The sequence below is a fragment of the Mesorhizobium sp. B2-8-5 genome, from assembly GCF_006440675.2.
Taxonomy (GTDB): domain Bacteria; phylum Pseudomonadota; class Alphaproteobacteria; order Rhizobiales; family Rhizobiaceae; genus Mesorhizobium.
The window spans coordinates 4038757-4053681 of record NZ_CP083951.1 but is presented as its reverse complement, the minus strand read 5'-3'; the positions used below and the strand labels follow the sequence as shown (position 1 = coordinate 4053681).

Here is a 14925-nt window from a genome sequence, read left to right as displayed (position 1 = left end):
AATGTTGTCACGGAGGCAGCCGGATCACGTCTCCGTTAACCTTATATTTAAAGTTTTACGTATCGCCCGGAATGCATGTTTTCTTTACCCCTGTGTGTCATTACGATACGAAGGTCCATTTTTCAGCCTCCTGCTCGGGATAGACAAGCCAGAATCGGGCCAGAATCAGGCCAAAATCATAAGTCCCGCGGCAGCTAGTACAGGGTAGCGAAGGCATGGCTAAGAAACCAACGACGACCAAGTCTCTCGAGAATGACGTAGCCGCGGAACTGGAAAAGGCGCTTGACCTTGACCTTAACGGCGACGACGGCGGCCTCGATATGGCGGCGTCGATGGAGGATCTCGAAGCGCAGATTTCGGCGGCGGCCGATGAACTGGCGCGCGAAGGCCGCAGCCAGAGGACGGAGCCGGCAAACAATCCCCAGCCTGCCAACCCCCAGTCTCCCAGGGCGCCCGCGGCCAAGCCGGCCGAGTTGCGCCCGGTCGAGCCGCGTAATGGGCACCCGTCCGGCCTTACGCCTCCCGCCGGCTTCACGCCCGCCAATGACGACCGCCAGAAAGACTACAAGACGCTGCTGCACAGCCTCAACCGCCGTGCGTCGAGCACCGTCTACTGGGTGATCGCCTTTATCTCGCTGGCCTGGATCGCCGGCGCCGGCGGCCTGGCCAACCTGTTGTTCGGCCCCGGCATCTGGAAGATCCGCACCTTCGACCAGTTCTTCGCCCGTCCCGAGCTGATTGGCCTGGCGGTTGCCGCGATCGTTCCGGTCATCCTGTTCTGGGCGTTCGCCACCATGATCCGGCGCGCGCAGGAAATGCGCATCGCCGCGCAATCCATGACCGAGGTCGCCTTCCGCCTGGCGGAGCCCGAAAACCTCGCCCAGGACCGTGTCATGATGATTGGCCAGGCCGTTCGCCGCGAGGTGGCGGCCATGGGCGAAGGCATCGAGCGTACCCTGGCCCGCGCGGTCGAGCTCGAAACGCTTGTCCACGGCGAAGTCAGCCAGATCGAGCGCTCCTATTCCGAGAACGAGGCCCGCATCCGTTCGCTGGTCGATGGTCTCGGCAGCGAGCGCGAGGCGGTCGTCACCCATGCCGAGCGCGTGCGCGCCTCCATTGCCAGCGCTCACGAGACGCTGCGCGACGAGATCGGCTCGGCCAGCGATATCATCCGCGACTCCATCCTTAACGCATCGACCAAGCTGTCGATGACGATCAACAATTCCGGCGACACGCTGATCGATCGCATCAATGAAAGCTCGACGTCGATCTTCGATTCCGTCGAATCGCGCCTGGACAACATCACCGACCGGCTTTCGACCTCCGGCGAGGCTTTCGCGAGCCTCCTCGACACCCGTATCGCCAAGCTGACCGACACCACGGACGGCCTCACCCGCTCGCTGACCGACCTGCTTGACGACCGCACCAATGGCATGGTCTCGCTGCTCGGCGGCGCGGCGCGCACCTTGAGCTCGGAGTTCGAGACGAGCCTCAGCGGCATCGAACGGACGCTGGCCGAGCGCGGCCAGGCGCTGATCAGCGAATTCCAGACCCGCGCCGAGGCGCTCGACACCGGCACGCAGAAGCTCAATGCCGCCCTCGAAGCGCGCGCCCGCCAGATCAACGAGACGATGGTGGAGCGCGCGAAGGAAATCGCCCACGCCTTCGCGGAGAGCAAGGACACGCTGTCGGCGATGATCGATCAGGGCAAGACCCAGATCGGCGCCGATATGGCCGACATCATCTCGTCGACCTCCTCGATGCTCGAAGCCCGCGCCACCGACTTCGCCGGGCGCATGGAAGCGGCCCGGCATGTGGTGTCGCGCTCCTTCGATTCCGACATCCAGCGGCTGGCCAATGCCCGTGTCGGCATCGAGGAAGCGGTCGAGAACCACAGCCGCGCGCTCTCGGAGAGCCGCGAACGCATGGCCACCGCCATGCAGGCGGACCTGGCGAAATTCGCCGAAAGCCGCGCGGCGATCGATTCCGCCGTCACCAACCAGGTGCAGAAGCTGGCGGAAGGCCGCGGCCTGATCTCGCGCGCGCTCGAAGAAGATCTGCGCAAGGTCAACGAGTCGCGCGCAGCTATCGATGCGTCGCTGGGCGGCCATCTGGAGCAGCTCGAGGAAGGCCGCAATCGCTTGTCTCAGGCCTTGAACGAAGACTCCGGCAGACTCGTCCAAGCCCGTACAATGATTGACGAAATGGTCGCCGGCCATGTCGGGAAGCTGGCCGAGGGCCGCAACATCCTGGCACGCGCCCTGGAGGCCGATCTCGGCAAGTTGCAGGACAGCCGCGCCTCGATCGACGGCATTGTCGCCGGTCAGGTCGAGAAGATCGCCGAAGGTCGCGCCGTGCTCGCCAAAGCGCTCGAAACCGACATCATCGGCATCAGGACCCTGATCGAGACGCACTCGAGCAAGCTCGCCGAGGACCGCGGCGAACTCAGCCGCGCGCTTGAAAACGATCTGAGCGGCATCCGCGGCCTCATCGACAGCCACGCCGGCAAGCTCGCCGATGACCGCGGCCTGCTTTCGCAGACGCTGGAAGCCGACCTCGCCAAGCTGGCCGAAAGCCGCGCCTCGATCGACGGTCTTGTCGCCGGCCAGGTCGAGAAGCTCGCCGAAGGCCGCGATATCCTCAAGCGCGCCCTGGAGGCCGACCTCAACACCATCAAGGGTGCCATTGCGGGACATTCGGACAAGGTGCTGGAAGATCGCTCGCAGCTGTCGAAAGCGCTCGAAGCCGACCTCCAAGCCGTCAGCGGCGCCATCGCCGATCACCAGGACAGGCTCGCGCAGGATCGCTCGACCTTGTCGAGGGCTCTGCAGGACGACCTCCAGAATGTGAGCGGCGCCATCGCCGACCACCAGAACAGGCTCGTCCAGGACCGTTCGGTGCTGTCGAAGTCGCTGGAGGACGATCTCGCCAAGCTGGCCGAAAGCCGCTCCAGCATCGATGGGCTGGTCGCCGGCCAGGTCGAGAAGCTCGCCGAGGGCCGCGATATCCTCAAGCGCGCGCTGGAAGCCGACCTCAACACCATCCAGGGCGCGATCGTCGATCATTCGCAGAAGATCACCGACCACCGCGCCGAGCTTTCGCGTGCGCTCGAAGCCGATATGGCCAATGCCAGCGGCCTCATGCAGACCCATGCCGACCAGCTGTCGCAGAACCGCACGTCGTTGTCCAAGGCGCTTGAGGACGATCTTGCCAAGCTCGCCGAGAGCCGCGCCGGCATCGACGGCCTGGTGTCCGGCCAGGTCGAGAAGCTCGCCGAGGGCCGTGACATCCTCAAGCGCGCGCTGGAAGCCGACCTCGCCAAGCTGGCCGAGAGCCGCGCCTCGATCGACGGCCTCGTCGCTGGCCAGGTCGAGAAGCTTTCGGAAGGCCGCGACATCCTCACGCGCGCGCTTGAAGCCGACCTCGCCAAGCTCGCCGAGAGCCGTTCCGGCATCGACGGCCTTGTCGCCGGCCAGGTCGAGAAGCTCGCCGAAGGCCGCGATATCCTCAGGCGCGCCCTCGAAGCCGACCTCCAGAAGCTGACCGAGAGCCGCTCGGAGATCGACGACGTCATCGCCGGCCATGTCGGCAAGCTGTCCGAGGGCCGCGACATGCTTGCCAGGGCCCTGGAGGACGATCTCGTCAAGCTCGCCGACGCGCGCAAGGACGTCGATCGTTCGGTTTCCGGGCATATCGACCAGATCGCCGCCAGGAGCAGCGACATCTCGGCGGCGATTGCCGCCGACGTCGAGAAGATCGAGCAGGCCTTCAGCCGGCAGACCGGTGTGATCGAAGAACGCGCCGGCACCATGGAGCGCGCGCTGTCGACCGGCGTCGACAATGTCCGCGGCGTGCTGGAAAAGACCGCCGTGTTCGTGGCTGGCGCGTTGCGCGACAAGGTCATGGAAGTCACCAGTGCCCTGCATGAGCAGGCAGGTGCTGCCTTCAGCGACGCGGACCGCAAGATCGCCGAACGCGCCGAGCAGACGTCCGCCGCGCTGCTTTCCAGGGCCGAGGACATCGCCCAGGCCTTCGAGGCGGCGGACCGCCGCCTGCATGAGCGCGCCCAGGATACGTCCAACATGCTGATGGCGCGCGCTGACGATGCGTCGAGCGCGATGATGGCCCGCGCCGAGGAAACCGCGGACAAGCTGGCGACGCGCGCCGGCGAGATCGCCAACACCTTCGACACGGCCGACCAGAAGCTGGTTGCCCGCGCCGTCGAAACGGCGCAGTCGCTGGCCGCCCGCGCCGGCGACATCCTGCGCAACTTCGAGGGCGCCGACGAGCGGCTGTCGATGCGCATCACGGAATCGGCCGAAGCGCTGGCCGCCCGCGCCTCCGATCTCGGCCGCATCTTCGACAGCGCCGACCAGCAGCTCATGTCGCGCATTGCCGAGGGTTCGGAAGCGCTTTCCGCCCGCGCCGGCGAGATCGGCCGCATCTTCGACGACGCCGACAACCGCCTGGTGTCGCGCATTGCCTCGAGCAGCTCGACCATCGGCGAGCATGCCGACACGATCGTCAGCGCCTTCGCCGCCACCGAGCAGCGTGTCGCAGACCGCGCCCGCCAGACCGGCCAGGAGCTTGCCGTGCATGCCCGCGAGATCGAGCAGGCGCTGGCCGGCGCCGACGAGCGGCTGGCCGCAAGCGCCTCTGCCGCGGCCGCCCGTGTCGAGGACCAGGTCGCGAGCGTGGAAAACCGCCTCGCCTACACCGCCGAGACCATGGGCCAGAAGCTCAACGAGCAGGTCTCCAGCGCCGAGGCCCAGCTCATCTCGCGCGCCAATGTCATCGCCGAGACCTTCACGGCGGTCGGCCAGCATATCGGCCAGAGCACCAACGAGGCCGCGCGCACGATCGGCGCCAACACCCGCGAGCTCAACACAATGCTGGCGGCGCGTTCGGCCGAGATGGCGAAAATCCTCGACGAGACGGCCAAGCCGCTGGTCGAGCGCTTCGCCCAGGGCGGCTCCGAACTGCAGCGCAGCATGGAAGAGGTCACCGAACGGGCGGCCGAGAAGCTGCGCAGCGAGAACACGAACCTCGTCAACGCGCTGGCCAACCGCACGGCCGAGACCCTGTCGGCCGTCGAAGGCGCGCGTTCCTCGCTTGCCGACAGCGTGGCCGATCTCATCGGCCGCATGACGACCTCCAGCGCGCAGCTCGGCCAGCTGATCGAGCAGGCTGCCGTCAACCTCGGCCAGGTCGAGGAGCGGCTCTCCGGCAGCACGCAGAGCTTCGCCACGACCACGGAGAAGGCCGCCCAGACCTTCGCCAGCTCCGCGCGTCTCGTCGATTCCAACACGACGCGGCTCACCGATCTGTCCTCGGCAACGCTGCGTGAGGTGGCCTCGATCGCGACCAAGTTCGACGAGCACAGCCGCCTGCTCTCCAGCGCCTCTAACCTGCTCAGCTCCGCGCAGAGCAATCTCGAGCACACGCTGGAGCGTCAGTCCTCGCTGGAAGACCTCGCCGTCGGCCTGGTCAAGAAGTCGGAAGACCTCGAGAAGGTGATGCGTTCCTTCGAAAGCCTCGTCGGCCAGACGATGCAGACCGCGGAGGGCCGCACGATGGAATCGGCGGAAAAGATCCGCACCGCCATCGCCGAGGTTGTCGATTCGGCGACGCGTCGCTTTGCCGACGCGACCGAGGAGATGCGCCGCACCGCGGGCTCGATCAAGAGCGAGCTCGACCTGACCCGCGCCGAGCTGAAGAAGGGCGTCATCGAGATGCCGGAAGAGGCCAAGGAATCGACCTCGGCCATCCGTCGCGCCGTCGCCGAGCAGATCAATGCGCTCAAGGAACTGTCGGATATCGTTGCGAAATCCGGCCGCAGCGGCAGCAGCGAACAGGGCGAACCGCGCGGTCTGCGGCCTGCTCCGCAGGCGCCGGCCCGCGCCGCCGAGCCGCCGCTGCGCCGTCCGCCGGCCCCTCAGCCCCAGCCGCAGCCCACGGCTCGCGCCCCTCAGGCACCGCTCGCCGAGACCACGCTGCGCGGCACGCTCGACCTCGAACGTCCTGCCGAGGCGCCGCGCCGCGACCCGAACAGCAAGACGCCGCAGGGCGGCTGGGTGCGCGATCTCCTGACCAACGCTTCGCGCGAGGAGGAGCTGCGGCCGGCAGCGCCGGCGGAAGCGCCGCGCGCGACCCCTGCCCAGCGCTCGCCGCTGCATGTCATGGAGTCGCTCAATTCGCTCTCCGTCGACATCGCCCGCGCCATCGACCATGACGCTTCGATCGAGCTTTGGAACCGCTACCGGCGCGGCGAGCGCGACGTCTTCACGCGCCGCCTCTACACGCTGAAGGGCCAGCAGACTTTTGACGAGATCCGTCGCAAGTACCAGGCAGAGGCGGAATTCCGCGCCGCGGTCGATCGCTACTGCGAGGATTTCGAGAAGCTGCTCAAGGATGTCTCGCGCAACGACCGCGACAACATCATGGCGCAGACCTATCTGACGTCCGACACCGGCAAGGTCTACACCATGCTGGCCCACGCCAGCGGTCGCCTGCACTGAAGCCGATCGGCGGACTGAAACAAAAAGGCGGGCCGAGGCCCGCCTTTTTTATGTTGGAGTTTGATTGCCTGTCCGGCGCTCAGATCGTCGAATCCGTCCAGCGGACGATGTCGGTCGCCGCCTGGCCGAAGGCGTTGTCCAGCGCGCCGACATAGGCAGCGTTGCCGCTGCCGGAGACCGGCGCGCTCGCGGTGAAGTTCTTCGAGGCGCGCACCTCGCCATCGCGGTCGTTAAGGATGCGCACGAACAGGTCGACATCGGCATGCTCGCCGCCGTCGACGCGCACCTCGAAGGAGCGCACCTCGACGATGATCTGGTAGTCGATCGCCAGCCCCTCGCCCGGCTTGCCGACGCCGGCAAAGCTGCCGGAGCGCTGGAAGGTTTCGGCCAGCCTCGCCTGCACGATCAGTGGCAGCCGGTCCGCCCATTGCGCGCCCTTCAGGAACTGGATCGACCGGTCGGAAGGCCTGATGACGATGTTCTGGCTGTCCAGCGCCTTGAGTGCCGACGGCTGGGCTATCAGGATCTGGCGGCGGCTGTGGGCATGCATGTCGACCGACGGCGCCGACAATTCGAACGTGTCGAGCGGCGCCGGCTTGCCGCCCAGGGCCGCGCAACCGGCAACCGAAAGCACCAGCAACGCTGCCGCGGACAATCTCAGACGACCCGCTCCCACCCTGACCGACTTCACGCGTGATCCCCGTTGTCCCCGGATCTTACGATCAACCCGCATTCGCGGCTCATTTTCTTGGCGGTCGCGGCAGCCGAAGTCAACGCCGTGTCCTTCCATCGAACTGCCGGACCTCGCCGTCGCCACCGGACAGAATGCGCTGCGGATTGCGGCTGAGGTCGGTCACCGCTTCCTCGATGCGGTTGATCGAGCGCCGGCTGTCCTGCACGAGCGCCTCGACGTTCTGCAGGCCCTGGCCGGAAAAACGCGCCAGATTGTCGGTGATGGTGCCGAGCCGCGCATTCAGCGTGTCGGCCACCTGCTTGAAGGATTTCAGCGTCGCCCTGGCATCGGCCATCACGCCGTCGGCCTCGCCGGAGCCGAGGATCTTGTCGACCTTGGCCAGGATGCCGTCGACGCGCACCGAGGCGTCGTTGAGCCGCTGCGCGAGCTGGCGGGCGTCCTTGATGGTCTGGTCGATATCGTCGGAGCGGTTGGCGATCTTGTCGGTCACCTTGGCGATGTCCGAGGCCGCCTTGTCGGCGCTGGCGCTGGCCTTCTGGATGTTGGCCAAAGCGGCCTTGACGTCGGCCGGATCGATGCCGTCGAGCACGCCGTTGACCTTGGCCAATGTCCCTTGCGTCTGCTTGGCGAAATCGTTGATCGAGCCGACCGCCGTGTTGACGTTGCCGATGACTGTATCGAACTGCTTCGAGGTCTCCTTCAGATTCGCCGTCACCGTGTCGACATTGGCCACGATGCTCTTGATCTGGTCCTTGTCGACGGAATTGAGCAGGCCTTCGGCGGCCTTCAGCGTGCTGTCGAGTCGGCCCGAGACATTCTTCAGTTGATCCGAAAGCGAGCTCACCGCCGACAGGAACTTGTCGATCCCGTCGGAGTTCTTGGCCAGCGCATCCGAGAAGGTCTCGACATTCTTGACCGTCTGCGTCAGCGGGCCGCGAACGTCCTTGGTGAAGCCTTCGAGCTCGCTCAGCACCTTGTCGGCGCGGGTGAAGATGTTCTGCGCCGTCTGCAGAAGGTTGGTGACCGCCGACGGATTGGCGGTTATCTCGGGGATCCTGCCCTCTTTTTCCGCCTCGTCGAGCAGCTTCGCTTCCTTGGGGTCGGCGCCCCGGAGTTCGATATTGGCCTGGCCGGTCAAGCCGGCAAGGCCAATATCGGCCTGTGTCGACTTGGTGATCGGCGTCATGCGGTCGATCTCGGTGTCGGCAATGGCTACCGTCGGATTGTCGACGTCGATATACACACGTTTGACGTCACCGACCTTGACGCCGTTGAACAGCACGAAGCTGCCGCGGCCGAGGCCCGAGGCCGAACCTGGAATGCGCACGCGCAGCATTGTCGTTTCGCCTCTGTCGCCGATCGCCGCGGTCCAATAGACGAAGGCAAAGGCCGCCAGGATCGCACCCAGCGTGAAGATGCCGACAATAATGTAGTTGGCTCTTGTTTCCATCGCCTCACTTATGGCTATGCGCGCGCCGCAAGATCAAGTTGCCGGGCGCGTTTTCCGCGGAAATAGGACTTCACCCACGGCTCCTCGCTCTTCAGCATATCGTCGATCGTGCCTTCGACCAGCACCCGCTTCTTGCCGAGCACCGCCACGTGGTCGCAAGCGGTGAACAGCGTGTCGAGATCGTGCGTGACCATGTAGACGGTCAGGTCCATGGTGTCGCGCAGCTTGACGACCAACTCGTCGAATTCGGCCGCGCTGATCGGATCGAGGCCGGAGGTCGGCTCGTCGAGAAAGACGATGTCAGGGTCGAGCGCCAACGCGCGGGCGAGCGCCGCGCGCTTGATCATGCCGCCGGACAACTCGGACGGAAACTTCTGTGCGGCGTCGGCCGGCAACCCGACCAGCTCGATCTTGAGCAAGGCGAGCTCATCCATAAGCGCCCTGGGCAGGTCGAGATATTCACGCATCGGCACCTGGACGTTTTCCAGCACCGTCAGCGCCGAAAACAGCGCGCCATGCTGGAAAAGGACGCCGAGCCGCATGTCGATGCGCAGGCGGTCGGCGTCGCTCGCCTTGTCGACATCGACGCCGAACAGGCTGATCGTCCCCGATTGCTTCGGCATCAGCCCCAATATGGTGCGCAACAGCACCGATTTGCCGGCGCCCGAAGCGCCGACAAAGCCAAGGATCTCCCCGCGCTTGATGTCGAGCGAGAGCTTGTCGAGGATCAGCTTGCCGTCGATGGCCACGGTGACGTTGCGCACTGAAAGCACGATTTCGTCGTCGTTGGTATCCTGCGCTGCCGCTGCGCCGTTGCCGTTTGCCATCTCAGAACCCGATCGCTGCGTAGAACATGGCGAAAAGCCCGTCGAGGATGATGACGACGAAGATCGACTTCACCACCGATGCGGTCACGTGCAGGCCGAGCGATTCGGCGCTGCCGCCGACCTTCATGCCCTCGACCGAGGCAATGATGCCGATGATCAGGGCCATGAACGGCGCCTTGATCAGGCCGGCAAAGATGGTGCTGAGATCGATGGCGACGCGCAGCCTGTCGATGAACGCGGCCGGTGGAATATCGGAATAGAGCCAGGCGGCGACGATGCCGCCGGCAAGCGCGGCGAAATTGGCGATGATGGTGAGGCACGGCAGCCCGATCACCAACGCGACGAGCCGCGGAAAGACCAGCACGCCGATCGGATTGAGGCCGATCACCTTCAGCGCGTCGACTTCCTCGCGCATCTTCATGGAGCCGATCTCGGCGGTGATGGCGCTGCCTGAACGTCCCGCGAGCATGATCGCCGTCATCAGCACGCCGAGCTCGCGCAGGATCAGCACCCCGACCAGGTCGACGACGAAGATGTTGGCGCCGAAATAGCTGAGCTGGTAGGCGCCCTGCTGGGCGACGATGGCGCCGACAATGGCCGACATCAGCACCACCACCGGTATCGCGCCGACGCCCATGCGATCGATCTGGTTGAAGATCGCGGCCAGGTTGACCGCGTGGCCGCGGCCAAGCTTCATCTGCGCGCCGCGGATCGTGGCGCCGAGGATGTTCATCGAAGCGAGGAAATCGTCGCGCATCTCATAGACCCGCCGGCCAACCAGCTCCAGCGCGCGCAGGATGATGTTGGGCGGCCCGGACGGGCCCGATTCGGGCTCACGGCGAACCGCATCGCCGACAGCGCCGAGCAGGATCGAGGCGATCTCGCTCTGCCCCTGCAAATGGACCTCGACGCCTTTCTTCTCGAAGGCGCTCGCCAGTCGGTCGATAAGCCAGGCGCCGGCTGTGTCCATCTTTTCGATGTGGGAAAGATCGAGCATCAGCTGCTTTGCGCCGCTTTTCCCCTCGATCTTGCGCATGTCGGCATCGACCAGAGCCACGGTGCGCGTCGTCCACACACCGGAAAAGGCGCAGCCCAGCACGCCTCCTTCCTCGCCCACGGCAACGCGTGGCCGATGCTCGGCGTCCTTGGCCTCGCCGCTTGCGTCGCGTTTGCGAATGGTCAACATGGCGTCCTGTTTAGCGTGACCGGACTGGCGTGTCGATTTGCCGGCAGACTGGTGTCGCACAGCCGGAGAAGAAAATTATGGCGCGTGTCATTTCGGTCGAAATGGAGCGATTTCCGATCGCCGGCACCTTCACCATCTCGCGCGGATCCAAAACCGAGGCCGAAGTCATCACCGTAACGATCGCTGACGGGGGACGTTCCGGCCGTGGCGAATGCGTGCCCTACAAGCGCTACGGCGAGACCATGGAGGGGGTGCGCGCGGCCATCGAAGCCATGTGTGATCGGATCGTCGCCGGCATCGACCGGACCGCCCTGCTTGCGGCCATGTCCGCGGGCGCCGCGCGAAACGCCATCGACTGCGCGTTATGGGACTTGGAAGCCAAGCTCACCGGCACGCCGGTGGCGGTGGCGATCGGGGCCGTTCCGACCAGGCCGCTGGAAACCGCCTACACCCTGTCGCTCGCCACACCGGAGGCCATGGCCGCGCAGGCGCGCGCCAACGCCACGCGGCCCTTGCTGAAGGTCAAGATCGGCGGCGACAACGACATGGCCAGAATCCGCGCGGTGACGGAAGCCGCTCCCGAAAGCCGCATCATCCTGGATGCCAATGAGGGTTGGACCGACGAAAATATCGAGGCGAACCTCGCTTTCGCCGCGCAACACGGCGTCACGCTGGTCGAGCAGCCGCTGCCGGCGGGCAAGGACGACATCCTGCGCCGGATTGCACATCCGGTGCCGGTCTGCGCCGACGAAAGCGTTCATGCGGCGAAAGACCTCGATGCGCTGGTCGGCCTCTACGACGCCGTCAACATCAAGCTCGACAAATCCGGCGGCCTGACAGAGGCGTTGAAGCTGCGCGACCGCGCGCGCGACCTTGGCTTCGGCATCATGGTGGGTTGCATGGTCGGCACCTCGCTCGCCATGGCGCCGGCGGTGCTCCTGGCGCAGGACGCGGACTTCGTCGACCTCGACGGCCCGCTGCTGCTTGCGCGCGACCGCGAGCCCGGCCTTGTCTACCGGGGATCGCTGGTTTCACCCCCTGAGCGGGTGCTTTGGGGCTGAGCGGGAAGCGAGGCCTATCAGCACCATGCCGATGATCGCGATCGGGATCATCGCCAGGAAACCGTCGACGCCAAGCCGCTCATAAAGGGGGCCGGAAGCCAGCGTCACCGCCGCCATGAAGAAGCCGTTGAAGAAATAGGCGATGCCTTGCGCAGCACCCGTGCGCTCTTCGGAGACCGTCTCGCCGATCATCTTCTGCAGGCCGATCAACACCATTGCCACCGACACCGAATGCAGCGTCTGAACAAGGAAGAAGCCGGCGACGCCCAGGCCGAGCGGCCAGACCAGCGGAAAGGCGATCCAGCGCACGATCGAACCGATACCGGCGATCACCATTACCCTGACGACCGAGATGGACGCAAAAATACGGTTGAAAAACAGGAACATGCAAACTTCGGAGACCACGCCCCAAGCCCATAGCAGGCCAACGACGGAATCGCCTATGCCGATCGATTTCCAATAGATCGAGACGAAGCCGTAGAGGAAGGCGTGGCTGGCGGTGATGATGCCGACGCCAAGCGTGAAATAAAGGAAATAGGCGTTGAACAGGCTCGGCGCCTTATGCTGGATCTCGGTCGCCGAAAGCGGCGAGGCCTTGCGCGGTCGCCCCATGCGCGGCGACAGCAGCGCCGCGACCAGCGCCGCGCCGAGCGCAATGAAGATGATGGCCGGAACCGCCTGCGGACCCGTGGCCGCCAGGATGAAGCCACCCACGACATTGGCGCCGAGATACGAGATCGAGCCCCATTTGCGCATCGCCGTGTAATTCGAGCCGAAGCGCCGCACGCCTGACAACGCCAGCGAATCGGCCATCGGCGAATGCGGCGTCCAGACGATCGTCAGCAAAAGCGAGACGGCGAGCACTATGGCGTAGGTGGCCGGCAGGAAATAGCCGGCGGAGACGACCATCGAGCCGGCGACCAATGCGATATAGACATTGGCTCGGTCATTCGCGCGGTCGGCGAACGCGGTCAGCACCGGCGTTGTCACGACACGCAGGAACATTGGCGCCGCCAGGATGACCGCGATCTGCTCGGCATGAAAACCTTTCGCCTGCAGCCAGAGCGGAAAATAAGGCAGATGGGTACCTTGCGACACGAACAAGGTCGCGAAGATCAGGCTCATGCGCAGTTCGAAATGGCTTGGCTTGACAAGTTGTTCTGGCGATAGCGGCGGCAGCGACATGAATCGATCCAATTTCGCTGCATACGACACCCATGCAACGTGTCTCGATCCCTAACATGAGGCAAAGCGCGGCGGAACTGGCTGGATCAATCGATCAAGAGCAAAGCTGTTGACGGACGGGGCCTGGGAGCGAGCGCGGCTCGCGCCTCATGTCAGCGCGACCAGGAAAGCAGGCGGAACCGGAAAAGGCAGCTGCATTCAAGCCGCCTGAGCCGCCCTGCCTTTCAGGTCGATGATGTCGACCGGCACCAGCACGTCGCTGCCTGCGGTGGTCTCAGGGAGGACATGCGCCCAAGTCAGGATCTCCATGCGGCCATCGAAATGCTCGACCACCGCCGTGCAGCTTTCCACCCAGTCGCCGGTGTTGATGTACTGCACGTCGCCATAGCTTTCGATCGCGGCGTGATGGATGTGGCCGCAGATCACGCCGTCGACATGCGAGCGCCGTGCCTCTTCTGAAAGCACGGTCTGGAACGAGCCGATGAAGTTCACCGCCTTCTTGACCTTGACCTTCGCCCATGACGAGAACGACCAGTAAGGCAGGCCGAGCAGGTGGCGCAGCTTGGTCACCACCCGATTGATCACCATCGCCGTGTCATAGGCATAGTCGCCGAGATAGGCGAGCCAGCGCTGGTTGTGCACCACCGTGTCGAACTGGTCGCCGTGGATAACCAGCAGGCGCCGGCCGTCGGCGGTCTCATGGATGGCGCGGTCGGCGACGACGATTCCGCCGAAATGCACGCCCTGGAACTGGCGGGCGAATTCGTCGTGATTGCCGGCGATGTAGGTGATCGAAGCGCCCTTGCGCGCCTTGCGCAGCAGCTTCTGAACCACGTCGTTGTGGCTCTGCGGCCAGTGCCAGCTGCGCCGCAGCCGCCAGCCGTCGACGATATCGCCGACCAGATAGATGATTTCGGCGTCGTGATAGCGCAGGAAGTCGATCAGGAAATCGGCCTTGGCCGCTTTCGAGCCGAGATGCACGTCGGAAATGAACAGGGCGCGGAAAGTGCGGGGCTCTGGGTCTGACATGACGATTTTACCCTTTGCTTTCGCGTGCCTATGCCCCGATTCATGCAACAACCGTATGACGGTTGCGGTTGATCCAGCCCAGGCGCTAGCTTGCGCGCAAGTCAATCAGGAGAAAACGTCATGGATCTCGGCATTCGCGGGAAGAAGGCCATCGTCTGCGCCTCGAGCAAGGGACTGGGGCGCGGCTGCGCCATTGCGCTTGCCGAAGCCGGCGTCGATCTCGTCGTCAACGGTCGCAACGCCGAACTGGTGGCCAAGACCGCCAAGGACATCCGCGACCGGTTCGGCGTCAAGGTCATCGAAGTTGCCGGCGACGTGTCGAAGCCGGATGTGCAGAAAGCGATACTCGCCGCCTGCCCAGACCCCGACATCCTGGTCAACAACAATGGCGGCCCGCCGCTGCGCGATTTTCGCGAGCTCGACCGCGCAAAGATCCTCGAGGGCGTTACGCAGAACATGGTCACGCCGATCGAACTCGTCCAGGCGGTGATCGGCGGCATGGCCAAGCGCGGCTTCGGCCGCATCGTCAACATCACCTCGCTGTCGGTCTATGTGCCGATCCCCGGCCTCGACCTGTCGTCCGGCGCGCGCGCCGGCCTGACCTCGTTCCTCGCCGGCGTGGCGCGCACGGTGATCGACCGCAACGTCACCATCAACAGCCTCTTGCCCGGCAAGCTCGATACCGACCGGCTGCGCGGCCCGCATGAGGCCGGCACCGAGGAAGACCCGGCCGCGGCCGCCGCGCGCAAGGCCCGCATCAGCGCCGACGTGCCGGCAAAACGTCTCGGCACGCCGGAGGAATTCGGTCAGATCTGCGCCTTCCTCTGCTCCGTCCATGCCGGCTACCTCACCGGCCAGAACATCCCGGTCGACGGCGGTCTCTACGTCAGCGCGTTTTGACCGCCGCCAATCCAATACGCCTGAGGCTTCCGAGCCAACCGTCTGGAATCGGTTGATTATTTTCGCTCCGGCATT

9 protein-coding genes are annotated in these 14925 nt (G+C 65.0%); 3 read left to right on the top strand and 6 right to left on the bottom strand.

Annotated elements, in window-relative coordinates:
* Positions 1-215 precede the first annotated feature (215 nt).
* Positions 216-6518: a kinesin gene (locus FJ430_RS19625; RefSeq protein WP_140708647.1), complete on the top strand. Its 6303-nt coding sequence runs from the start codon at positions 216-218 to the stop codon at positions 6516-6518.
* A gap of 79 nt (positions 6519-6597) precedes the next feature.
* Here FJ430_RS19625 and FJ430_RS19620 read toward each other — a convergent pair whose 3' ends face one another.
* From FJ430_RS19620 to FJ430_RS19605, 4 genes are read right to left on the bottom strand one after another with little or no spacing between them, the layout of a single operon-like run.
* A complete protein-coding gene (locus FJ430_RS19620; protein WP_413467791.1) occupies positions 6598-7251 on the bottom strand; it encodes an ABC-type transport auxiliary lipoprotein family protein in 654 nt (217 codons plus the stop codon).
* A gap of 37 nt (positions 7252-7288) precedes the next feature.
* Complete coding sequence (locus FJ430_RS19615) at positions 7289-8662, bottom strand: MlaD family protein (protein ID WP_140648092.1); 1374 nt, start codon at positions 8660-8662, stop codon at positions 7289-7291.
* Positions 8663-8676: 14 nt separating this feature from the next.
* Positions 8677-9489, bottom strand: coding sequence for an ABC transporter ATP-binding protein (locus FJ430_RS19610; RefSeq protein ID WP_140708645.1), 813 nt, complete (start codon positions 9487-9489; stop codon positions 8677-8679).
* Position 9490: 1 nt separating this feature from the next.
* Positions 9491-10675 carry an ABC transporter permease gene (locus FJ430_RS19605; protein ID WP_140648090.1) on the bottom strand — a complete coding sequence of 395 codons (1185 nt, stop codon included), beginning with the start codon at positions 10673-10675 and terminating at the stop codon, positions 9491-9493.
* Between the two features lie 77 nt (positions 10676-10752).
* On the opposite strand from FJ430_RS19605, the gene dgcA reads away from it, so the two are divergent.
* A complete protein-coding gene (gene dgcA, locus FJ430_RS19600) occupies positions 10753-11736 on the top strand; it encodes an N-acetyl-D-Glu racemase DgcA (RefSeq protein ID WP_140708643.1) in 984 nt (327 codons plus the stop codon).
* On the opposite strand, the gene FJ430_RS19595 is transcribed toward dgcA, so the two are convergent.
* Together FJ430_RS19595 and FJ430_RS19590 are read right to left on the bottom strand one after the other, a co-directional pair.
* Entirely contained in the window at positions 11707-12921 is a 1215-nt protein-coding gene (locus FJ430_RS19595) for an MFS transporter (protein ID WP_140708641.1), read from the bottom strand. The genes dgcA and FJ430_RS19595 overlap by 30 nt on opposite strands.
* Positions 12922-13119: 198 nt before the next feature.
* On the bottom strand, positions 13120-13950 hold the full coding sequence (locus FJ430_RS19590; protein ID WP_140648087.1) for a UDP-2,3-diacylglucosamine diphosphatase: 831 nt from the start codon (positions 13948-13950) through the stop codon (positions 13120-13122).
* Positions 13951-14070: 120 nt separating this feature from the next.
* Between FJ430_RS19590 and FJ430_RS19585 the strand changes: the two genes are divergently transcribed.
* Positions 14071-14850, top strand: coding sequence for an SDR family oxidoreductase (locus FJ430_RS19585; RefSeq protein WP_140708639.1), 780 nt, complete (start codon positions 14071-14073; stop codon positions 14848-14850).
* Positions 14851-14925 lie beyond the last annotated feature (75 nt).